Raw genomic sequence first — 19,603 nt, 5'->3', positions numbered from 1 at the left:
CTGCATCCGTGTCGTTGATGTTGTTATAGCTCAGCTCTTTACCCTGATGCTGCTTGGCAGTCGCCACGCCTGCGCGCTCTGTGCCATCCGTATAGAAGGCCGCTGTCTGATGCGGGTTCTCACCATAACGCAATGTCTGGGACAATGTGCCCGAAAAGGCACGGCGGCGCGGTGCAGGATCGCCCAGTGCGCTTGCCATCCATGTAGAAACGGCGGCATCATAGGCACCTGTGCGCGCATAGGCGGCTTGCGCCAATTTCTGGCGGAACGCATATGTCGTCTGACCGTCGTTTGCATCCAGTTCAGACAAAAGCGCGTCGTAATCTTCAACATCCACAACCACGCTGACGAATGCATGGTTCTTGGCCGCGGCGCGGATCATTGCAGGTCCACCAATGTCGATATTCTCGATGCAATCCTCATAATCGCCGCCCTTGGCGACCGTTTCTTCAAACGGGTAGAGGTTCACAACCAGCAAATCAATCGCGCCGATGTTGTGCTCTTCCATAGCGGCGACATGGGCCGCGTTATCGCGCAGCGCCAGCAATCCGCCGTGAACCGCCGGGTGCAGTGTTTTCACGCGCCCATCCATCATTTCAGGGTAACCCGTCACATCCGCAACATCGCGCACGTCTAGACCCGCATCACGCAGTGTCTTCGCGCTTCCCCCGGTTGAAAGCAATTCGACACCACGATCAGACAACGCACGGCCAAGATCAATCAGCCCTGTTTTGTCAGAGACAGAAAGCAAAGCGCGGCGGATAGGGGAAAGGTCAGTCATGGCAGTTTCGGTCCTGAAATCTAAAATTGCATATCGTCATCCGGTACGAGATCTCGCACGCCAACTGCAGTGTCTTGCGTTTTCGAGAGCGACCACCGGATGCGCGTCGCATAGTCCATTGCGCGGCCAGTTAAAACGATCTGTTTTGTCGCGCGCGGCTGAAGTCGCCCTTTTTCCAGATAAACGCTTGGCTCAACACTTAATTTTGCTACGCCATCATGACGGAAAACCCATATCTCACCACTCTTCTGCGCCATAGAAACAGCCGATCCGCCCATATCCAGCGCCGCGTCCACTTCTGGATGCAGATGAAATCGAATGCTAAAAGCGATACCCTGTAGCCTGAGTTCGTCCATTTTGGCGTCAAAGCGTTTTTTGGAAGACTCTTCCAAAGCGACCAACATGTCTTCGCCCGCGAGGCCACGCCCGTTGAAGGTTAGCTCCAGCGTGCGTGCGTGGGTCAAACCATGTGTACTATCATACCCGTCGTGACCCGCTTGCAAGCGCACACCGTCAGGGGCTTCGCTCACTTGCACAGGGACATGTCTGGGCGCATCGACCAGCAGTTCCTGTTTGCGCTTCTTGCTGCCGCTCGCCGCGAACCGCGCGCTAGAATAGCCGTCTATCGAAAGCACCGAATGGGACTGAGTAGCGCGGCCAGCCCGGCGCCATTCTTCACCAAAAACCTTGCCCGAGCCGCAATTCACAATCAGCGGTCGCCGCCCGGAGGTCAGCTCGAATGCCAATGTGGACGCATGGGCATTGTGCGATGCGGTGCCTTTTGGCGGGGCACTAGCGTCAACCAACAGGCTGGTGCGGCCACCTGACAAACGCGCAAATCCCATGGACAAACCGTCTGGCTGCGCGTGTCTGACTTCTGAATTGAGCAAGGCCTGATCCAAGCGCCCCTCAATGCCGCGCCCGCCCCCGTGAAAGCGGGCGAGTCCACCATCGGAATGGCGCAAAGTGCGTAGCGTCGGAGCGATCCGTTCAATAGCATCCAGATGTGCGGCAGGCGGTACGATACCCGCTTCACGCAAACTGACTGCGGCCCATGTGATAAGCGTAAAGACCTCCAGCAGTTCTTCCGGATTACGCGTTGGCAAACCACCTTCGGCATCAATCTGGTCAGCACATGCCCGTGCCAATGCCTTGACTGCTGGCGTGACATGCGCCTCCATTCCGCTAAGCGACAGCCCTGCGTAGATCATCCCTGTCAGCGCTTCGAACCGCGCAAGGCCGGGTTCTGTCTTGTGCCAGCGGCGCGCAAGAAACTTCGTTTGCTGGGTAAGCGAGCGATAGAACAATTTGGATGCATCCGCATCCTGACCACGTAGCAAGAATAGGGCATGGTTGATCCAGCGGATCAAACGGCGCCCCGTTAAACCAGGAACCCAGCCCGGACCTTTGCCACGCCCGTATGTTCCGATCCAATCCCAGACCCAAGCTTGCGCCGTTTCGCGCGCTACGGCGTCACCGACTGCTGCCAGATCATCTAACCAGCCAAAGCCGTGCGCTTCATCGGCAAATGCGGAATCTGGAGTAGGGATTTGCCACAGGCTTTGCGAAGGCGCTTCAATCAGGTGGCCTGCGAACATGATATTGCCCGCAGACAACTGCCTGCCTTTCGCAAAACTGCCAATCGTGCGCGGTTCGGGCTGCGAAACAAAGCCGGTCGCCGCCGTTTGGCGGGTGACAAGCCGCGCGTGTACGCGGTGCATGGCACGGGTTACCCGCGCCGACCATTTGCTACCTCTGGACATCTGCTCTGCCTTATACGCTCTTTCGGCGCGTTTTCTTTAAGGCACCCTACCGTGCAAGGCAGGTAAAGTCACCGCTGAAAAAACGACTCAGGCGGGTTTGCGCAGCAGTGCGATGTAAAATCCATCCATACCGCCCTGTTCGGCCCAATAGTCGGGTCGCAGCCGCAAGCCGCCTTCGTCGGTTATCCAGCTTGGATCGATCCCCGCAACACCCAGTGCTTCGCGATCAATTTGTAGTTCGGGATGCATCTCTAGCAAGTCTTCGATCTGGCACTCGCCCTCGTCCGGCAAAAGCGAACAGGTGCAAAACACCAAACGCCCACCCGGTTTTAAAAGCGTAATCGCATGGGCCAGCATCCTTGCTTGCAGCTCGATCAACTCGCCAAATTCGGAACCGTCTTTGACCATGGGCAAATCGGGGTGCCTGCGAATCGTCCCTGTTGCAGAACAGGGCGCATCAAGCAGAACCGCGTCATACTGCCCTGATGTCTCCAAAGCATCGCCGACAACCAGTTCGGCCTTTAACTTTGCGCGTTCCAGGTTTTCATGAACGCGCTGCATACGGCGCTCAGATGTATCAACGGCTGTGACCTCTGCACCGCTCGCAGCGATCTGCATCGTTTTACCGCCCGGCGCGCAGCATAGATCAATAATCTTCTCACCCGCTTTTGGCGCAAGAATGCTCACAGGCAACGCCGCAGCTGCATCTTGCACCCACCAGTCGCCTTCCGCGTATCCAGCCAAGGCAGAAACCTGCACCGCGTCCTGAATTCGGACTGATCCTGTAGGCAAAACTGTGCCGCCGACCGCAGTCGCCAAAGCGCTCGCATCCCCTTTAGCCGTCAAGTCGAGCGGTGCCCCGGCAAAGTGAACGCGCTCGATATCACCAATGTTTTCAGCGCCGTAGGCTTGCACCAAAGGTCCGCGCAGCCATTTTGGCAGGCGAGGAACGCGCAGTTTCGCCCACTCTTCCGGTCCCTTCTCGACCACTTTGCGTAGCACTGCATTGGTAAGCCCTTTCATCTGGGCTGTGCGCTTGTTTGCACCAACGCTGCTGACTGCATCGTTCACTACCCCATGCGCCGCACCGCCCGTGCACAGCTCATAGGCGGCGATGCGCAGTACGTTATGCACGGCAAGCGGGGGTGATTTACGCATGAAAGGCTTCAGAATGCGGTCCACACGCTCAAGCGAGCGAAGCGTTTCTGTCGCAAGGCGCTGCGCCCGCGCGCGGTCCTCAAACGACAGCTTCTGAATATAGGGCGCGCCTAGCGCTTCAGACAACATTTGCTGCTCGCCCAAGACCTGCCCGAGCAATCCTGCTGCCGCGCGGCGCGCTGCTACACCGTTATCTGCCATTGTGTCGCCCTTTGCGATGCTTGCCGATTATATCCGGCGGCGTATATCAAGGGTGCAACCCCATGGAAAGGAGTGCCTGCATGAGCGATTCAAATGAGCTACCCGAGGCCGCAAAACGCGCCCTGGCCGAAGCAGAAGACCGCCGCAAGAACGCAAAGGCGCTAAACCTTGCAACCGAACTGGGCGGGCGCAACGGCCCTGAACCAGTGCGATTTGGCGATTGGGAGAAAAAAGGGATCGCGATTGATTTCTGATGTCAGCCGCTTAAAGCCCTAGCACATCCAGCATATCATATTCGCCGGGCGCTTTACCCTGCCCCCAAAGCGCAGCTTTTAGCGCACCGCGTGCAAAAACACGTCGATCTGTCGCCATATGACGCAACACAATGCGCTCGCCAGCGGCGGCAAATAGAACATCATGTTCGCCGACAATGTCGCCGCCGCGAATGGCCGTAAAGCCGATATCACCGCGTTTGCGCGCGCCTGTGATGCCATCGCGCCCACTGTCGCGCACGTCAGCCAGGGCAACGCCGCGGCCTTCTGCGGCGGCTTCGCCCAGCATCAATGCTGTGCCAGACGGTGCATCAACCTTCATATTGTGATGCGCTTCAATGACTTCGATATCGAAATCCTCATCCAGCGCCGCTGCGACCTTCTTTGTCAGTTGCGTCAACAGGTTAACACCAAGCGACATATTCCCCGCACGAACGATTGTGGCGTGGTGCGATGCGGCTTTGATGGCAGCGAGATGACTATCCTCGAATCCCGTTGTTCCGATCACATGAACCGCGCGTGCTTGGGCCGCGAGACCTGCAAACTCGACCGATGCGGCTGGAGCTGTGAAATCGATCACCGCTTGTGCCTTCGCAAACACTTCAAGTGGATCGTCAGTAACCTTAACCCCAATTTCCGCACCGCCCATCGCAGCGCCAACATCACGACCAACCCAGTCATGGCCTTTGCGTTCCAGCGCGCCGACAAGCCGCGCAGCAGGGCTTTCTTGAATTGTCTGGATCAACATTTGACCCATACGGCCAGATGCACCTGTGACGACGATACCGGGGATGTCATTCATCGGGAAATTCCTTGTCTCTTTGGCCATCCTTAACGCGCAAGCCGCAGCTTGGCAAAGGCAGCGATAGCGCTTAGATGGGTCATATGGCTAAGAAATCATTTTCCAGTGGCTCCGGCCCATCGCAGCGCCAACTTAGGGTTGGTGAACTGATACGTCGCGCGCTGTCTGAGATCCTTCAGCGCGGCGATGTGCATGACCCCGATCTCAATCGCATGTCGATTACAGTAGGCGAGGTTCGCGTCACCCCTGACCTGCGTGTGGCAACCGTCTATGCACTGCCCCTCGGCGGCAGCAGCAAAGGTGATGTTGTCGCCCTTCTTGCCAAAAACAAGGGCGAGCTGCGTCACTTGATTAACAAGAAGCTCGCGTTGAAGCATTCGCCGGACATGCGTTTCCGCCTTGATGAGACGTTCGACAGAATCGATGAAACACGCCGCCTATTGTCGCAAGAAAGCGTGCGCCGTGATCTAGAGCCTGCCGAGGACGGAGACGAAGAAGAATGATCTGGAGGCTTTCAGCACTGCTGATTTGCCTATCCGGCGCATTGCACGCAGCCGAGTGCCGCGAAACCGAACATGCTGGCAACAGATACGCCCTTTGCCAGGTTGATCTGGCAACAGATGAGTTGCGGCTCTTCCTGAATGATTCCAAGGGCGAAAAGCTCGGCGAGTTTTCTTCGGTCAATTCTGTGCTTGCCTTGGAAGGCAAAAAGCTCTCGTTCGGCATGAACGCGGGCATGTATCATGAAGATCGCGGTCCAGTGGGACTTTATCTGGAAAACGGCAAGCAAGCCCAGCGCTTGATTACCTCTGATGGACCAGGGAATTTCGGCCTTTTGCCAAATGGCGTGTTCTGCATTGGCAAAAACAGTTTCGCTGTCATTGAATCGAGATCTTTCGCCAAAAAGCCACCAAAGTGCAAATATGCGAGCCAGTCCGGGCCAATGCTTGTTATTGGCGGTGCCCTGCACCCGCGTTTTCTAATTGATAGCACGTCGCGTTATGTCCGAAATGGTGTTGGGGTCAGCCCCGATCAGCGAAAGGCAACTTTTGTTATCTCGCGCAACGCAGTGACCTTCCATGAGTTCGGTTCGTATTTTCGCGATGCGTTAAAGACCCCGAATGCGCTATACTTCGATGGCAATATCTCGCGCCTTTATGCGCCGCAGATCGGATACTCAGGCGTTAGCTGGCTAAGCGAGCCAATGGGCCCAATTGTTGGCACGGTTGTTCCAGCCGAGTAATTGACGCCCGACCGTCAATTCGTTACGCGGCGCTTTCATATATTCGAGGAACCCCCATGGCACGTAAACGCAAAGGTCGCGATATTTCTGGCTGGCTCGTTGTGGACAAGCCTGCCGGGCTGACCTCGACTGCGGTCGTGAACAAGGTCAAATGGGCGCTCGATGCCAAGAAAGCGGGCCATGCAGGCACGCTTGATCCCGAAGCAACTGGCGTTCTCGCGGTTGCCTTGGGCGAAGCCACCAAGACCGTTCCCTACATCACTGACGCGCTCAAGGCCTATCGGTTTACCGTGCGTTTGGGTCAAGCGACCAACACAGATGATGCCGAGGGTGAAATTATAAATGAAAGCGATCTGCGCCCCGATGATGCGCAAATAGCCGAAGCCTTGCAGGGCTTCATTGGCGATATCCAGCAAGTTCCACCAAAATTTTCTGCGGTAAAGATCGACGGCCAACGCGCCTATAAACTGGCGCGGGACGGTGAAGATGTAGAACTGGCAGCGCGTCCGCTTTGGGTGGAAGAATTGCTGCTCGTTGATCGTATCGATGCGGATCACGTCGAACTGGAAATGACCTGCGGCAAAGGCGGCTATGTCCGCTCTATCGCGCGTGACCTCGGGGCTGTGCTGGGATGCTATGGTCACGTGCTGAAACTGCGCCGTATCTGGTCTGGACCCTTTGACGCTGAAAACGGTGTTTCGCTCGATCAGGTGAACGAACTGGCGCGCAAACCCGAACTGGACGCTTTCATCCAGCCATTAGAAATCGGTCTGGATGATCTGGTTGAATTGCGCTGCACCGAAGAAGGCGCCGCAAAGCTGCGCAACGGCAATCCCGGAATGGTCTTTGCCGCAGATGGCGTTGAATACGGTGATGAAGCTTGGGCATCCTTGAATGGTGAAGCGGTAGCAGTCGGCGTCTACAAAGCTGGCGAGCTGCACCCCTCGCGCGTGTTCGTGCGCACGCCAGTGTAAACGGTTTTGCACCGCCAGCCGTTTCGGGCATAACACCGCTATGATTATTCGAAGCCACACAAAGGGCGATGCCCCGTCGACCGCTGTCTATTCGGATTGCGAGCGATATCGTTATTCGCTGTCGCGTGAATGGGACAGGTCAGGCCGGCGCGTGCACTTCATTATGCTCAACCCCTCAACAGCGACTGAAGTACAGAATGATCCGACAGTCGAGCGCTGCGAGCGCCGGGCCCGCGCCCTCGATTTCGGGAGCTTCACAGTCACCAACATATTCGCCTGGCGTGACACCGATCCGCGCAAGATGAAGGCCGCAAGCGATCCCATTGGTTCTGACAATGATGCCGCGATTCTCAAAGCAAGCGCAGAAGCAGATCAAATCATCGCAGCCTGGGGCACGCACGGCGCACATATGTCGCGCGGCGCAGCGGTTGAGCAGGTTTTGCGCACTCTTGGTAAACCGCTTTATCACCTCGGCCTTAGCAAAGCGGGCCATCCCAAACACCCGCTTTACATCGCCTATTCAGAACAACCAAAACTCTGGGAAACTTCCAATGGATGATACGATCCAAGACCAATTGGACAAGCTGACATCTGAGCTTCAAACACTCAACAACCATCGCTTCATCCGGATCAATAACTCCTTGTGGCGACTGGTTCTTTTTCAATTCACCCGTGGCCTTGCCTTTGGTTTGGGTTCTGTATTAGGCGCTTCGATCCTTGTCTCCCTGCTTGTCTGGTGGCTTGCGCAATTCGAGTTCATCCCGATCATTGGTGACTTCACCAAACAACTGATCGATTGGATCGAAATTCCCTCATCCACACCGCGTGGGCGTTAACCAATTGATCTAATTAGCTTTGATCGGACGCCCTCGAACTGGCACACGTCGTTATGGACGCGTTTCGAGGTGGATGATGCTGATTCTTGCAGGACTTTTGGGCATGCTGGCGCTTGGATCAATCATGTTGATCGAACCAAGCAGCACATCAGAAGGCGACGACGAGCTGGCCGACAACAATGATGAACTGGAACAGGTAAATACCGCTCAGATGGGCGATGTTTCCACCGATTTTCTATCCTATGTCGATGAAGATGGTGCAACGCAAACCATTGAAAATGAAACCACCGAAGAAGGCGATCTGCTGTTTGGAACTAACGACGCTGATACCCTTGCTGGCGATGGTGGCGATGACAACGTCATGGCGGGCGGAGGCAGCGATGCGATTGACGGCGGTACGGGCAACGACGTGCTACATGGCAATGGCGGCGATGACACGCTGACTGGCGGTGCAGGCTTTGATGCGCTTTTCGGCGATCAAGGTGATGATGCCCTTAATGGGGGCGGCGGAAATGACACGCTCATCGGCAATGTCGGTGAAGATGATCTTTCTGGCAGCAGCGGAAATGACAGCCTCATTGGCGGCGAAGGCTTTGATGCGCTTAGGGGCGGGCGCGGCGATGATACGCTCGTTGGCAACGCAGGTGACGATACACTTGATGGCGGTGAGGGCGGCGATCTATTGATGGCTGGCGATGGAAATGATCTGCTAGACGGCCGCGAAACAAATGGGGACAGCGTTGATTTTCTAAATGGTGGGGACGGCGACGACACCATCTTTGCTGGAGCAGGCGATCAGGTTTCTGGTGGACATGGCGCAGACATTACAGTCCTCGACAGCGAACTCTTGGAGCATGCCCAAATCTGGGACTTTGAAAGCGGACAAGATACGCTGGTCGTGCTTTATGACGCGAATTCCTTAGCCCCGGAAATCAGCATTTCTCAAGACCCGGACACGAACGGTCACTGGCTCGTGCAAGCGGACGGTGAAACCGTTGCAAATATAGCAGGCGATGCACCATCTTTATCAGATATCAGCCTGATCGAACGTACCTAGTACCAGACAGGCTTTTTCGCTTTCTTTTCCCTCAAATCTGACCTAAACGCGCCCATCCCCACATGCGGTGGGGCGATTCTCCACGGGCCTTGCTGGACGACATCCCGGCCTGCGCCATCAACCCTTAACTCTTAAAGGAGACCCCGATGTCGATTACACCTGAAGAAAAAACACGTCTGATGAAAGAATTCGCCACCAAAGAAGGCGATACAGGTTCACCAGAAGTACAAGTTGCTATCTTGTCCTCGCGTATTGCGACGCTGACAGAGCACTTCAAGACTCACAAAAAAGACAACCACGGTCGTCGTGGCCTGCTGAAAATGGTCGCTCTGCGCCGCAAGCTGCTGGACTACACACGTGGCAAGGACGAGGCACGTTACCAAGACCTCATCAAGCGTCTGGGTCTGCGCCGCTAAGCGTACAACCTAACTGAATAGTGAGAACGCCTGCATCGAAAGACGCAGGCGTTTTTGTATTTAACCCGCTGCTGTAATGATACTGACAAAAAACAACCTGATTTCATACAGGCCCAGAAGAGGCGAGAACCTATGACTGATCCGTGTTTGAAAATGGTCTTGGTAACGCCTGAGATCCCCTACAATACGGGTGCAATCGGTCGATCTTGTGTGGCGCTGGGTCTGGAGTTGATCCTTATAAAACCCTATGGTTTTTCTCTTGATGAGAAGTCCGTTCGCCGGGCGGGCACGACCTATTGGCAGCACGTTCGCCTAACCGAGTATGACGATTGGCAAAGCTTTATGGCCGACCGTAATCCGCCACGAGACAGCATATATTTCTTTGAAGAAGACGGCGCGCAAAGCTTTTATGCCCCGGACTACCAAGACGATGCTTACTTGGTTTTCGGGTGCGAATCTAAAGGACTGCCTGCTGAAATATTAACCGACATGGACGACCGGATGTTCCATTTACCCATGCGAAGCAATCTGGTTCGCTCGCTCAACTTGGCCAACGTGGCGACCGCCGTGATCTACCAAGCGCTGCGTCCTCAACTGGGTGGTTAAGCGCCAAACATCAATCTAATGCCAGCAACATCTTCAACGGGGTTTTCGCACTGGCCACATCTGCAAGCGAATATCCGTCCAATGCACTGAAAAACGCTTCTTGCGCCTCCAGCAGCGGTGCACGCAAACCGCAGGCGGGTAAGATCGTGCAAGTGCTGTTGCTTCCAAAACATTCGACAACAGGCTGATCCCGCTTCAAAGCGCGCAAAACCGCGCCAATGCTGATCTCACGTGCTTGCTTTGCCAGAGTCAAACCCCCACCACGCCCGCGCTCTGAAACAACAAACCCGTTCTTGGCCAGCTGCGTTGCAATTTTCGACAAATGGTTTTCAGAAACCCCGTACATTTGCGCAATGCCAGAGGTCGCCAGCTTGTCAGGCGCATGTGCCTCTAGTGCGATAAGGATGCGCAAGGCGTAATCTGAGAATTTATCCAACTGCATGCGACATAATTAGCATTTGCAATGCGCATTTAAAATCCCTAATAATTACGCATCTGAAATACGAATTTAGGAAGCACCACATGAATTTCGCCGAAATGGTCCTTTGGCCTGGAACAAAGATATGCGAAAAAATGGGCATCGATCCTTCGTCTGACGCGGGCCTAATTCGTTGGATGATTAATACGTTGATCTATCTAGTCGTTGCATTAATCATCGTCTGGATTGTGGTGGTCTGAATGCTCGCGCGGTTCCCGATTACTGCTGCGCAGATCGACCAGGTCACGCGCGCCTTTTATGCACGTGTGCGCGTTCACCCCGCGCTTGGTCCTGTTTTCGCTGCCCATGTAAGCGATTGGACGCCCCATGAAGCAAAAATCGCTGCTTTCTGGCGTAATGCCATCCTTTTAGAACGCTCTTATGCAGGCAATCCAATGCAGGTCCACAAAGCGGCAGGCAATGTCCATGCTGAGCATTTTTCCATTTGGCTTGCGCTTTTCGACGAGGTTCTGGCACAGAACCTAGATTCAGAAACTGCGCGGTCATGGTCCGCTTTGGCGCATAGAATTGGACGAGGCCTTAGTATGGGACTAACTCCCGTGGTTTTGGCGGGCGATGCGCCCCCCAGATTCATCTAGCCTAACCATCACACCCCTTCCCAAACACCTTCTTTTCCTATAAGCGCGCCGTATCTGAGACGTGACGCTTTGGCCTTGGCGCATGACATGATGAATAAGGCCGGTGGCAATGGGGCCACTAATTGAACGGAAGACCCGGAACGCCGGGAGTGCTTCCAACTAGGAAACGATACATGTTTAACGTAACGACGAAGACGATGGAGTGGGGCGACGAAACGCTCACTCTGGAAACGGGTAAAGTTGCCCGTCAGGCGGATGGCTGTGTCATCGCCACCCTTGGTGAAACATCGGTTATGGCCGCTGTTACATTTGCCAAGAAGCAAAAGCCGGGTCAGGATTTCTTTCCTTTGACCGTGCACTACCAAGAAAAATACTATGCGGCGGGTAAAGTGCCCGGCGGTTTCTTCAAGCGCGAAGCGCGTCCGACAGAAAAAGAAACACTGACAGCCCGCCTGATCGACCGTCCGATCCGCCCGCTGTTCGTCCCCGGCTTCAAGAACGAAGTTCTGGTGATGTGTACTGTTCTGTCACACGATCTTGAAAACGACCCGGACGTCGTAGCGATGATTGCAGCCTCTGCAGCGCTGACAATTTCCGGCGCGCCATTCATGGGCCCAATCGCCTGTGCACGTGTTGGTTTCGTTGATGGCGAATACACGCTGAACCCGTCTGTTGACGACATGCAGGACCTGCGTTTGAACCCAGAGCAGCGTCTTGACCTTGTTGTTGCCGGCACAAAAGACGCCGTCATGATGGTTGAATCCGAAGCATACGAGCTGTCCGAGGCAGAGATGCTTGGCGCCGTTAACTTCGCGCATAAAGCATTCCAGCCTGTGATCGACCTTATCGTTGACCTGGCAGAGGATTGCGCGAAAGAGCCGTTTGATTTCGCACCTGTCGATTATTCCGATCTCTCCGCTGCTGTTAAGGCTGCTGGCGAAGCAGACATGCGTGCTGCCTTCGCGATTACTGACAAGCAAGAGCGCACAACAGCCGTTGCCGCTGCGCGCGCAAAAATTCAGGAAGCGCTGTCAGAAGAGCAGCTTGCAGATGCGAACCTTGGCTCTGCCATGAAGGGTCTGGAAGCAAGCATCCTGCGCGGCGACGTTGTTAAGACGGGCAAGCGTATTGATGGCCGTGACACGACAACGATCCGTCCGATCGTATCCGAGACAGGCATCCTGCCACGTACACACGGCTCTGCCCTGTTTACACGCGGCGAGACACAAGGCCTCGTTGTCACAACACTCGGCACCGGAGACGACGAGCAGTTCATCGACGCGCTGCACGGCAACTTCAAATCCAACTTCCTGCTGCACTACAACTTCCCTCCCTATTCGGTTGGTGAAGCTGGTCGCGTGGGCCCTCCCGGTCGCCGCGAAATCGGTCACGGCAAATTGGCTTGGCGTGCGCTTCAGGCGGTTCTGCCGGCTGCCACTGATTTCCCATACACCGTTCGCGTTGTATCCGAGATCACAGAATCAAACGGTTCGTCTTCCATGGCGTCTGTTTGTGGTGGCTCCCTGTCGATGATGGACGCGGGTGTTCCGCTGAAATCTGCGGTTGCTGGTGTTGCGATGGGTCTTATCATGGAAGATGACGGTTCCTACGCGATCCTGTCTGACATCCTTGGCGACGAAGATCACCTCGGCGATATGGACTTCAAAGTGGCAGGTACTGAAAACGGTATCACGTCGCTACAGATGGACATCAAGATTGCGGGCATCACGCCTGACATCATGGAAAAGGCTTTGGCGCAAGCTAAAGACGGTCGTCTGCATATCCTTGGTGAAATGGGCAAAGCCATCTCTGGCGCGCAGGAATTCTCTGTGCACGCACCACGCATCGAAACCATGCAGGTTCCAACGGACAAAATCCGTGAAGTCATCGGTTCTGGCGGTAAAGTTATCCGTGAGATCGTTGAAGTCTCTGGCGCAAAAGTGGACATCAACGACGAAGGCATCATCAAGATCGCGTCGCCAAATGGCGAGTCGATCAAGAAAGCCTACGACATGATCTGGTCCATCGTGGCCGAGCCTGAAGAAGGCAAGGTTTACGACGGTAAAGTTGTGAAAATCGTTGATTTCGGCGCGTTCGTGAACTTCTTCGGCAAGCGCGATGGTCTGGTACACGTCTCTCAGATCGAGAACCGTCGCCTGAACCACCCGTCCGACGTTCTTAAAGAAGGTCAGGACGTTAAGGTTAAGCTTTTGGGCTTCGACGATCGTGGCAAGGTGCGCCTGTCCATGAAAGTTGTCGATCAAGCAACTGGTGAAGAAGTTGCGCCAGAAGCGGCAGAGAAATCTGACGACTGATCTTAACTTGATCTAAAAGTTGAAAGCCCCGGTGGAAACGCCGGGGCTTTTTTGTTGGGTTAGTCCGGTCATCCTTTTCCCCGTTCTTTGTGCGCTGACCACGCTAAAGATGCCCTCACAAAACAAGGAGGGACATCCCATGAAGAAACCATTGGCCGAATTTATCGGCACATTCACACTCGTACTATTCGGTTGCGGCGCAGCCGTCATCGCAGGCGGCGACATTGGCCTGACAGGCATCAGCTTTGCATTCGGCCTTGCTCTTGTCGGCATGGCCTATGGCATCGGGTCCGTCTCTGGTTGCCACATCAACCCCGCGGTCACATTGGGCGTCGTCGCTTCTGGCCGCATGACAATCGCACAAGCCATCCCCTACATGATTGCACAAGTCGCTGGCGGCATTGCAGGCGCATTGGTGTTGATGACAATCGCAACAGGCAAAGCGGACTATTCGGTTGCTGCAAACGGACTTGGCCAAAACGGTTGGGGCGCTGGTTATCTTGGCGAATACTCCATGAGTGCTGCGTTTATCTTTGAAGTCGTTGCAACCTTCCTGTTCCTTGTTGTTATCCTCGGATCAACAGGCGCGGGCGCACCCTCTGCGATGGCAGGTCTTGCGATTGGTCTTGCGTTGGTGGTTATCCACCTCGTCGGTATCAACGTGACCGGCGTTTCCGTAAACCCCGCGCGTTCAATCGGGCCTGCGCTCTTCGCGGGCGGTACAGCGATCGCTCAGCTTTGGCTGTTTATCGTCGCCCCCATCATTGGCGCGGTCGCAGCTGGTCTGCTGTTCAAGTCCGGTTTGCTCGACGCAGAGTAAGGAATTCCATACGGGGCGAAGTGGTATGCTTTTCCCCGTTTTTTGCTCCGCTTTCGCAGGCAAACAGGTTCCATTGATACGGCACCTACACTCACGGAAAGTGCCGCGACCCTTGCCAAAAGTTTCCCTCTTGGCAGGGGTCAAATTTTAAGAACTCACCGAACAATTCATAAAAAAGCCCAGCTCGTGCCGGGCTTTTTTCGTTGACAGAATACTGCATGCGAAAGGCATTAGCCCTTCAGCGTGGCCTTGCGCAGGTATGGGAAGACTTTGTCGATTGAACCATATTTCGCAATCGCATCTTCGTCGCTTACCGATGTTGGAACGATAACATCTTCGCCGACTGTCCAGTTCGCTGGCGTTGCGATACCCTCGCGCTCGGCTGTTTGCAGACCGTCCAAAGCTCGCAGAACCTCGGCAAAGTTACGGCCTACGTTCATTGGATAGATCATCATCAGCTTCACTTTTTTATCAGGTGCAATGATGAACACAGCACGCACTGTTGCGCTGTCATTAGGGGTCCGGCCGTCCGGCATATATGCATCCGCTGGAAGCATGTCGAATGCTTTGGAAACGGCCAGACCTTCGTCCGCAATAATCGGGAAGCCCGCTTTGGCACCCGCATAGCTTTCAATGTCGCCCTTCCATTGCTTGTGCTCTTCAACGCCGTCCACAGAAAGACCGATAACCTTCGTATTACGCGCTGCCCATTCGTCGGAAAGCTGTGCAACCGCACCGAATTCTGTGGTGCAAACAGGTGTGAAGTCTTTGGGGTGTGAGAAAAGAATCGCCCAGCTATCACCAATCCAGTCATGGAACTGGATCGTGCCCTGATCGGTTTCAGCGGTGAAGTTTGGAACTGTATCGTTAATGCGCAGACCCATGATGGTCTCCTTTTCATTCAGTTAGTTGAATATGACCTATCGTTATCTAAGATGTTCGAAGTCATGTTACATCCCCTCTCTTGCACCAAAGCAACGGGGGTGACAGAGTGCCGCTGATTTACGAAGCCAAACACTTCGTAACTGCGGATTTCATGGGAGACATCCAATGCAAGAACATCGTCAATTTTACATCAACGGCGCGTGGGTTGACCCGGCCGTAACCAACGACTTCGACGTGATCGACCCGTCGACCGAAGAAAAATGCGCCGTTATTTCCTTGGGCTCTCAGGCTGATACGGATGCGGCCGTCGCTGCTGCCAAGGGTGCATTTGACAGCTGGTCACAGACCTCCAAAGAAGAGCGCCTTGTGCTATTGGAAAAGCTGCTCGAGGTTTACAATGCGCGTCAGGAAGAAATGGCACAAGCCATGTCCATGGAGATGGGTGCCCCGATCAACCTAAGCCGCGCCCAGCAGGTTGGTGCCGGCAGCTGGCATCTTGAAGGCTTTATCAAAGCCTTTCGCAATTTCGAATTCGAAAGCGATTTCACCGCCAACGAAAAAACGCTGAAAGAACCGATTGGCGTCGTAGCGTGCATCACGCCTTGGAACTGGCCAATGAACCAGATTGTTCTGAAAGCAGTTCCAGCAATTGCGACCGGTTGCACAGTTGTTCTCAAACCATCCGAAATTGCACCTCTCTCTGGCCTGCTCTTCGCAGAATTCATGCATGAGGCAGGCTTCCCCGCAGGCGTGTTCAACATGATCAATGGCGACGGCGTCGGTGTTGGCTCGCAACTTTCCGTGCATCCCGATGTGGATATGGTCAGCTTCACAGGCTCGTCCCGTGCAGGCATCCTGATCTCGAAGGCGGCGGCAGACTCACTCAAGCGTGTATCGCTTGAACTGGGTGGTAAAGGCGCGAACATCATCTTCGCTGACGCAGGCGAGAAGGCGATGCAATACGGCGCGGATCGTTGCTTCCGCAACTCGGGCCAGTCCTGTAACGCACCAACCCGCATGCTTGTGGAACGCTCTGTTTACGATCAGGCCGTCGCGGTCGCGACAGAGGTCGCAAACAACACCCGCGTTGGTCCTGCATCAGAGGAAGGCAAGCACATCGGCCCCGTCGTATCCAAAATGCAGTTCGACAAGATCCAAGGTCTGATCGAAGTTGGCATGGGCGAAGCAAAACTCGTTGCAGGTGGCCTTGGGCGTCCTGACGGTTTGAACCGTGGCTACTACGTCAAACCAACGGTCTTTGCTGACGTCACCAATGATATGCGCATCGCGCAGGAAGAAATTTTTGGTCCTGTCCTGTCGATCATTCCCTTCGACACCGAAGAAGAGGCAATCGCAATCGCCAACGACACGCCCTATGGCCTAACCAACTACATCCAGACCCCGGACGACGATAAACGCCGCCGCGTTGCACGTCGTGTGCGTTCTGGCATGGTTGAAACCAACAGTCAGGGTTTTGCACAAGGCTCGCCTTTTGGCGGCTACAAGCAGTCCGGCAATGGCCGTGAGGGCGGTATCTTTGGTCTAGAGGAATTCCTTGAGATCAAAGCAGTTTCTGGCTGGAACAGCTAAGAACAAACTCTTGATGCAAGTGAAAAGCGCCGAAGCCATCTTCGGTGCTTTTTCTATTTGTCCTATGCTAAAGCCTTCGCTTTGCTCGGACGCAGATACCAATACCAAAGGCGGTAAGCCTCCAGCATCGCAAGCGGGGCGAAATGGACAATTGCGCCCAAGGGCTGCTCCCAATTATGAAGCGAGGCCCAATGCAACAACGTCAGGATTGCTGCAACATAGGTCGTACGTTGTAGCGTTTTCCAACGCGGCCCCATGACACGAACGAAATAGTCCATCGACGTCACAGCAAGCGGAATGAAGATTGCAAAGGCAATCCAACCTGTCCAAATGTAAAGCCTCGGCAGCTCTGAAACGATCCGCTCAAGTGTCGATTTATCAACCAGATAAAGACCAGTGTGCAATGCAGCATAAGCAAATGCGGCGACACCGAAATAGCGACGGTTCTTCTTTAGCCACTGTGGCCCGCGCCATCCCTTGAACAACATCGCAAGGGGGGTGGCCATCATGGTAATAATCAGTAAACGGGCCGAGGTTTCGCCGGACGGATGCACCAGAATATGCACGATCCGCGCGTTATCTGACGTCAACAATTCGGCAATCATGCCAAACGCGGGCAAAGCCAAAACAAGCCAGAGCCAATACGGGCTCAAGAAACTCAAACGTGGCATTCATCATTTCCTCTATGAAGCCTAGCAATGAATGTCTTACGTGCGGCCAGCAAACTTCCGTCGCTTAAAAAGGCACTTTCGTGCGAAACTTCAGATTCTGGCCGCCGTCGGGGTGCCGGAGCCGCAGTTCTTCGGAATGCAGCATCAGGCGGGGATGTTCCCGCGCCGCGCCGCTGGCATAGAACGGATCGCCCAGGATTGGATGCCCAAGCGCCAGCATGTGAACGCGCAACTGGTGACTTCGCCCCGTCTTCGGACTTAGCTTGACCCGCGTCTCAGCTTCTCCATAACGCATCACCCGCCAATCAGTATGCGCCGCTTTGCCTGTCTCGTGGCAAACCTTCTGCAAAGGCCGATTTGGCCAGTCTACAATAAGCGGTAGATCAACAGTGCCGGTCTTCGGCTCCAGCCGCCCTGCGATGCGTGCCACATAAGTCTTCTGCGTCATCCTCTTTTCGAACTGAAGGCCCAGGTGACGCTGCGCGTGCGGTGTCAGTGCAAAAACCATGACCCCTGAGGTATCGCGATCAAGTCGATGCACCAACAGCGCTTGCGGAAAGACCGCCTGAATGCGCGCGATCAGGCAATCGGCCAGATGCTCGCCTTTCCCGGGCACCGACAGCAAACCCGCAGGCTTGTTCACGATCAGTATCTCATGATCGTCATGCACGATGTCTAACGGGTCTTGCGGTGGTTTATAATCAGAGCTCATGCGCCCTCGTCTCAGATGCGCGCAAAGGTTTCAACCCAAGGTCACGCTTCTCAGCTGCAACAATGCGTTCTAGGCTTGGCTAAAAGCAAAGGAGCGCTTCATGCACCCAACGATTACCAACATGCAATCCGTCGTCGCCAAGGGCGATGCCAGCGCCATCGCACCGCTTTTGGCAGAGCAGGTCAAATTCATGCCACCCACATATTTTGCGACATGGACAGGCCGTGATGCCGTTGCCGCGGTGCTGGGCCACGTCGGGCAGGTGTTCAGCGATTTCAAATACCGCCGCGTGATGGGCGATGGCAACGACTGGGCGCTCGAATTTCAATGCAAGATTGGCGATCTGGACGCCGTTGGCGTTGATCTGATTACTTTGAATGATGACGGGTTGATTGAAACATTCGAAGTCGTGATGCGCCCACACAAAAGCATCGGCGCGCTGCGCGAAGCCATGAATGCCCGCGTTGCCACAGATCCGGCCTTTCTCAAGCATAAAGCTGCGCTGAGTTAGGCGCGGCGCATCTGCCGGATCATCGAGGTTGTGTAGACAATCAACGCGAGCCAGATCATTGGAAACGCAATGGCACGTGCACGGCCAAAGGGTTCATCAAACACAAAGACCGCAATCAGGAAGATGATCGTCGGCGCGATGTATTGAAGGATGCCAATCGTCGAAAGTCGAAGCAACTTGGCCCCGTTCGCGTAAATCATCAACGGAACGGCCGTAATCACGCCACAGCCGAGCAACAGCCAGGTATCGGCGCTGGGAGCCAACGCAAAATGTGACGCACCACTGGCACTCAAATACGCCACATAGCCAAGCGCAAATGGCAACAAGATAAGAACTTCCAGCAGAAAGCCCTGATTTGGACCAATCGGCAGCTGCTTCTTGGCCAGCGCATAAAAGCCCCAGGTCAACATCATGCCAAGCGCGGCCCAAGGCACGCCGCCACCGTCAAAAATAAGTACCGCAACGGCGACTACGGCCAGTGCGATAGCAATCAGTTGGGCACGGCTTAGCGTTTCGCCCAGCAATAAGGCTCCAAGCGCAATGCTGAACAGCGGGTTCATGTAATAGCCAAGCGCAGCCTCCATCGCAAAGCCCGCAGTTACCGCCCAGACGTAGATGCCCCAATTCAGGGACACCAATGCAGCAGTCACACAGCCCATCGCAAGCATACGCGGTGTGCGAAGCGCTGCGAGCAAATCCTTGGTCCGCCGCAAAACAAGAAGAACCGCAAGCCCGATCGGCACCGACCAGATCACCCGATGTGCAAGGATTTCAACAGGCGGAATGTGCGAAAGCAGTTTGATGTAAAGCGGCAAAAACCCCCATAGGAAATATGCGGTTAGCGCAAAAGCCAAGCCTTGCGGGGTATCTTCATTGGGGCGTTGTGTCATATCAAACCTCTATGCCCCAAACA

The 19,603-nt window shown here is 54.8% G+C and carries 23 protein-coding genes and 1 pseudogene; 15 read left to right on the top strand and 9 right to left on the bottom strand.

What is annotated here, in order from left to right; genetic code table 11:
- The 3 genes and pseudogenes from purH to WBC85_RS05215 all read right to left on the bottom strand — a co-directional run.
- A pseudogene (gene purH, locus WBC85_RS05225) lies at window positions 1-781 on the bottom strand (bifunctional phosphoribosylaminoimidazolecarboxamide formyltransferase/IMP cyclohydrolase); the annotation flags it as partial.
- Window positions 782-801: 20 nt separating this feature from the next.
- Window positions 802-2,544 (bottom strand): heparinase II/III family protein, encoded by a 1,743-nt coding sequence (locus tag WBC85_RS05220; protein WP_424433678.1) that lies wholly within the window; start codon window positions 2,542-2,544, stop codon window positions 802-804.
- Window positions 2,545-2,631: 87 nt separating this feature from the next.
- Window positions 2,632-3,903, bottom strand: coding sequence for an RsmB/NOP family class I SAM-dependent RNA methyltransferase (locus tag WBC85_RS05215; RefSeq protein ID WP_424433676.1), 1,272 nt, complete (start codon window positions 3,901-3,903; stop codon window positions 2,632-2,634).
- Between the two features lie 80 nt (window positions 3,904-3,983).
- On the opposite strand from WBC85_RS05215, the gene WBC85_RS05210 reads away from it, so the two are divergent.
- Complete coding sequence (locus tag WBC85_RS05210; RefSeq protein WP_424433674.1) at window positions 3,984-4,157, top strand: DUF1674 domain-containing protein; 174 nt, start codon at window positions 3,984-3,986, stop codon at window positions 4,155-4,157.
- A 10-nt stretch (window positions 4,158-4,167) separates the two neighbouring features.
- On the opposite strand, the gene dapB is transcribed toward WBC85_RS05210, so the two are convergent.
- Window positions 4,168-4,977, bottom strand: a complete 810-nt coding sequence (gene dapB, locus WBC85_RS05205; protein ID WP_424433672.1) for a 4-hydroxy-tetrahydrodipicolinate reductase — start codon at window positions 4,975-4,977, stop codon at window positions 4,168-4,170.
- 83 nt (window positions 4,978-5,060) lie between these two features.
- Here dapB and rbfA point away from each other — a divergent pair, with 83 nt between their 5' ends.
- The 8 genes from rbfA (at window position 5,061) to WBC85_RS05165 (ending at window position 10,109) form a co-directional block, all read left to right on the top strand.
- The gene (rbfA, locus tag WBC85_RS05200; RefSeq protein ID WP_424433670.1) at window positions 5,061-5,480 is read left to right on the top strand and encodes a 30S ribosome-binding factor RbfA; all 420 of its coding nucleotides are present in this window, start codon (window positions 5,061-5,063) and stop codon (window positions 5,478-5,480) included.
- Window positions 5,477-6,220: a phosphodiester glycosidase family protein gene (locus WBC85_RS05195; RefSeq protein ID WP_424433668.1), complete on the top strand. Its 744-nt coding sequence runs from the start codon at window positions 5,477-5,479 to the stop codon at window positions 6,218-6,220. Before rbfA ends, WBC85_RS05195 begins: the two co-directional genes overlap by 4 nt.
- Window positions 6,221-6,276: 56 nt before the next feature.
- Window positions 6,277-7,194, top strand: a complete 918-nt coding sequence (gene truB, locus WBC85_RS05190; protein WP_424433666.1) for a tRNA pseudouridine(55) synthase TruB — start codon at window positions 6,277-6,279, stop codon at window positions 7,192-7,194.
- A 40-nt stretch (window positions 7,195-7,234) separates the two neighbouring features.
- A complete protein-coding gene (locus WBC85_RS05185; protein ID WP_424433664.1) occupies window positions 7,235-7,753 on the top strand; it encodes a DUF1643 domain-containing protein in 519 nt (172 codons plus the stop codon).
- Window positions 7,746-8,030: a DUF5665 domain-containing protein gene (locus WBC85_RS05180; RefSeq protein ID WP_424433662.1), complete on the top strand. Its 285-nt coding sequence runs from the start codon at window positions 7,746-7,748 to the stop codon at window positions 8,028-8,030. The genes WBC85_RS05185 and WBC85_RS05180 overlap by 8 nt, the downstream gene beginning before the upstream one ends.
- A 73-nt stretch (window positions 8,031-8,103) precedes the next feature.
- On the top strand, window positions 8,104-9,087 hold the full coding sequence (locus WBC85_RS05175) for a calcium-binding protein (protein WP_424433660.1): 984 nt from the start codon (window positions 8,104-8,106) through the stop codon (window positions 9,085-9,087).
- Between the two features lie 146 nt (window positions 9,088-9,233).
- Window positions 9,234-9,503 carry a 30S ribosomal protein S15 gene (rpsO, locus tag WBC85_RS05170; RefSeq protein WP_424433658.1) on the top strand — a complete coding sequence of 90 codons (270 nt, stop codon included), beginning with the start codon at window positions 9,234-9,236 and terminating at the stop codon, window positions 9,501-9,503.
- Window positions 9,504-9,635: 132 nt separating this feature from the next.
- Complete coding sequence (locus WBC85_RS05165; RefSeq protein WP_424433656.1) at window positions 9,636-10,109, top strand: tRNA (cytidine(34)-2'-O)-methyltransferase; 474 nt, start codon at window positions 9,636-9,638, stop codon at window positions 10,107-10,109.
- 10 nt (window positions 10,110-10,119) lie between these two features.
- On the opposite strand, the gene WBC85_RS05160 is transcribed toward WBC85_RS05165, so the two are convergent.
- The gene (locus WBC85_RS05160; RefSeq protein WP_424433654.1) at window positions 10,120-10,551 is read right to left on the bottom strand and encodes an RrF2 family transcriptional regulator; all 432 of its coding nucleotides are present in this window, start codon (window positions 10,549-10,551) and stop codon (window positions 10,120-10,122) included.
- Between the two features lie 80 nt (window positions 10,552-10,631).
- On the opposite strand from WBC85_RS05160, the gene WBC85_RS05155 reads away from it, so the two are divergent.
- The 4 genes from WBC85_RS05155 (at window position 10,632) to aqpZ (ending at window position 14,321) form a co-directional block, all read left to right on the top strand.
- Window positions 10,632-10,787, top strand: a complete 156-nt coding sequence (locus WBC85_RS05155; RefSeq protein WP_424433652.1) for a hypothetical protein — start codon at window positions 10,632-10,634, stop codon at window positions 10,785-10,787.
- Window positions 10,788-11,186, top strand: coding sequence for a group III truncated hemoglobin (locus tag WBC85_RS05150; RefSeq protein WP_424433650.1), 399 nt, complete (start codon window positions 10,788-10,790; stop codon window positions 11,184-11,186).
- A gap of 173 nt (window positions 11,187-11,359) precedes the next feature.
- Complete coding sequence (gene pnp / locus WBC85_RS05145; protein WP_424433648.1) at window positions 11,360-13,501, top strand: polyribonucleotide nucleotidyltransferase; 2,142 nt, start codon at window positions 11,360-11,362, stop codon at window positions 13,499-13,501.
- Window positions 13,502-13,640: 139 nt separating this feature from the next.
- A complete protein-coding gene (aqpZ, locus tag WBC85_RS05140) occupies window positions 13,641-14,321 on the top strand; it encodes an aquaporin Z (protein ID WP_424433646.1) in 681 nt (226 codons plus the stop codon).
- Window positions 14,322-14,551: 230 nt separating this feature from the next.
- Here aqpZ and WBC85_RS05135 read toward each other — a convergent pair whose 3' ends face one another.
- Window positions 14,552-15,205 carry a peroxiredoxin gene (locus WBC85_RS05135; RefSeq protein WP_424433644.1) on the bottom strand — a complete coding sequence of 218 codons (654 nt, stop codon included), beginning with the start codon at window positions 15,203-15,205 and terminating at the stop codon, window positions 14,552-14,554.
- A gap of 166 nt (window positions 15,206-15,371) precedes the next feature.
- On the opposite strand from WBC85_RS05135, the gene WBC85_RS05130 reads away from it, so the two are divergent.
- Window positions 15,372-16,796, top strand: coding sequence for an aldehyde dehydrogenase family protein (locus WBC85_RS05130; protein ID WP_424433642.1), 1,425 nt, complete (start codon window positions 15,372-15,374; stop codon window positions 16,794-16,796).
- A 62-nt stretch (window positions 16,797-16,858) separates the two neighbouring features.
- On the opposite strand, the gene WBC85_RS05125 is transcribed toward WBC85_RS05130, so the two are convergent.
- Window positions 16,859-17,467 (bottom strand): sulfite oxidase heme-binding subunit YedZ, encoded by a 609-nt coding sequence (locus WBC85_RS05125; RefSeq protein ID WP_424433640.1) that lies wholly within the window; start codon window positions 17,465-17,467, stop codon window positions 16,859-16,861.
- Window positions 17,468-17,531: 64 nt separating this feature from the next.
- Window positions 17,532-18,179, bottom strand: a complete 648-nt coding sequence (locus tag WBC85_RS05120; RefSeq protein WP_424433638.1) for an RluA family pseudouridine synthase — start codon at window positions 18,177-18,179, stop codon at window positions 17,532-17,534.
- Between the two features lie 100 nt (window positions 18,180-18,279).
- Here WBC85_RS05120 and WBC85_RS05115 point away from each other — a divergent pair, with 100 nt between their 5' ends.
- Window positions 18,280-18,690 carry a nuclear transport factor 2 family protein gene (locus WBC85_RS05115; RefSeq protein ID WP_424433636.1) on the top strand — a complete coding sequence of 137 codons (411 nt, stop codon included), beginning with the start codon at window positions 18,280-18,282 and terminating at the stop codon, window positions 18,688-18,690.
- On the opposite strand, the gene rarD is transcribed toward WBC85_RS05115, so the two are convergent.
- A complete protein-coding gene (rarD, locus tag WBC85_RS05110; RefSeq protein WP_424433634.1) occupies window positions 18,687-19,580 on the bottom strand; it encodes an EamA family transporter RarD in 894 nt (297 codons plus the stop codon). The genes WBC85_RS05115 and rarD overlap by 4 nt on opposite strands.
- Window positions 19,581-19,603 lie beyond the last annotated feature (23 nt).

Source organism: Planktotalea sp., from assembly GCF_049680325.1.
GTDB lineage: Bacteria > Pseudomonadota > Alphaproteobacteria > Rhodobacterales > Rhodobacteraceae > Planktotalea.
The sequence above is the reverse complement of the archived record's forward strand: the minus strand, read 5'-3'. Positions and strand labels throughout refer to the sequence as shown.

Bases quoted from the DNA above. Each gene is read 5' to 3' on its own strand.
- WBC85_RS05185 (WP_424433664.1), top strand. From the start codon at position 7,235: ATGATTATTCGAAGCCACACAAAGGGCGATGCCCCGTCGACCGCTGTC.
- WBC85_RS05135 (WP_424433644.1), bottom strand. From the start codon at position 15,205: ATGGGTCTGCGCATTAACGATACAGTTCCAAACTTCACCGCTGAAACC.
- WBC85_RS05130 (WP_424433642.1), top strand. From the start codon at position 15,372: ATGCAAGAACATCGTCAATTTTACATCAACGGCGCGTGGGTTGACCCG.
- WBC85_RS05195 (WP_424433668.1), top strand. From the start codon at position 5,477: ATGATCTGGAGGCTTTCAGCACTGCTGATTTGCCTATCCGGCGCATTG.
- WBC85_RS05180 (WP_424433662.1), top strand. From the start codon at position 7,746: ATGGATGATACGATCCAAGACCAATTGGACAAGCTGACATCTGAGCTT.
- truB (WP_424433666.1), top strand. From the start codon at position 6,277: ATGGCACGTAAACGCAAAGGTCGCGATATTTCTGGCTGGCTCGTTGTG.
- dapB (WP_424433672.1), bottom strand. From the start codon at position 4,977: ATGAATGACATCCCCGGTATCGTCGTCACAGGTGCATCTGGCCGTATG.
- rpsO (WP_424433658.1), top strand. From the start codon at position 9,234: ATGTCGATTACACCTGAAGAAAAAACACGTCTGATGAAAGAATTCGCC.
- WBC85_RS05155 (WP_424433652.1), top strand. From the start codon at position 10,632: ATGAATTTCGCCGAAATGGTCCTTTGGCCTGGAACAAAGATATGCGAA.
- WBC85_RS05160 (WP_424433654.1), bottom strand. From the start codon at position 10,551: ATGCAGTTGGATAAATTCTCAGATTACGCCTTGCGCATCCTTATCGCA.
- pnp (WP_424433648.1), top strand. From the start codon at position 11,360: ATGTTTAACGTAACGACGAAGACGATGGAGTGGGGCGACGAAACGCTC.
- WBC85_RS05215 (WP_424433676.1), bottom strand. From the start codon at position 3,903: ATGGCAGATAACGGTGTAGCAGCGCGCCGCGCGGCAGCAGGATTGCTC.
- rarD (WP_424433634.1), bottom strand. From the start codon at position 19,580: ATGACACAACGCCCCAATGAAGATACCCCGCAAGGCTTGGCTTTTGCG.
- aqpZ (WP_424433646.1), top strand. From the start codon at position 13,641: ATGAAGAAACCATTGGCCGAATTTATCGGCACATTCACACTCGTACTA.
- WBC85_RS05115 (WP_424433636.1), top strand. From the start codon at position 18,280: ATGCACCCAACGATTACCAACATGCAATCCGTCGTCGCCAAGGGCGAT.
- rbfA (WP_424433670.1), top strand. From the start codon at position 5,061: ATGGCTAAGAAATCATTTTCCAGTGGCTCCGGCCCATCGCAGCGCCAA.
- WBC85_RS05125 (WP_424433640.1), bottom strand. From the start codon at position 17,467: ATGCCACGTTTGAGTTTCTTGAGCCCGTATTGGCTCTGGCTTGTTTTG.
- WBC85_RS05150 (WP_424433650.1), top strand. From the start codon at position 10,788: ATGCTCGCGCGGTTCCCGATTACTGCTGCGCAGATCGACCAGGTCACG.
- WBC85_RS05120 (WP_424433638.1), bottom strand. From the start codon at position 18,179: ATGAGCTCTGATTATAAACCACCGCAAGACCCGTTAGACATCGTGCAT.
- WBC85_RS05220 (WP_424433678.1), bottom strand. From the start codon at position 2,544: ATGTCCAGAGGTAGCAAATGGTCGGCGCGGGTAACCCGTGCCATGCAC.
- WBC85_RS05210 (WP_424433674.1), top strand. From the start codon at position 3,984: ATGAGCGATTCAAATGAGCTACCCGAGGCCGCAAAACGCGCCCTGGCC.
- WBC85_RS05165 (WP_424433656.1), top strand. From the start codon at position 9,636: ATGACTGATCCGTGTTTGAAAATGGTCTTGGTAACGCCTGAGATCCCC.
- WBC85_RS05175 (WP_424433660.1), top strand. From the start codon at position 8,104: ATGATGCTGATTCTTGCAGGACTTTTGGGCATGCTGGCGCTTGGATCA.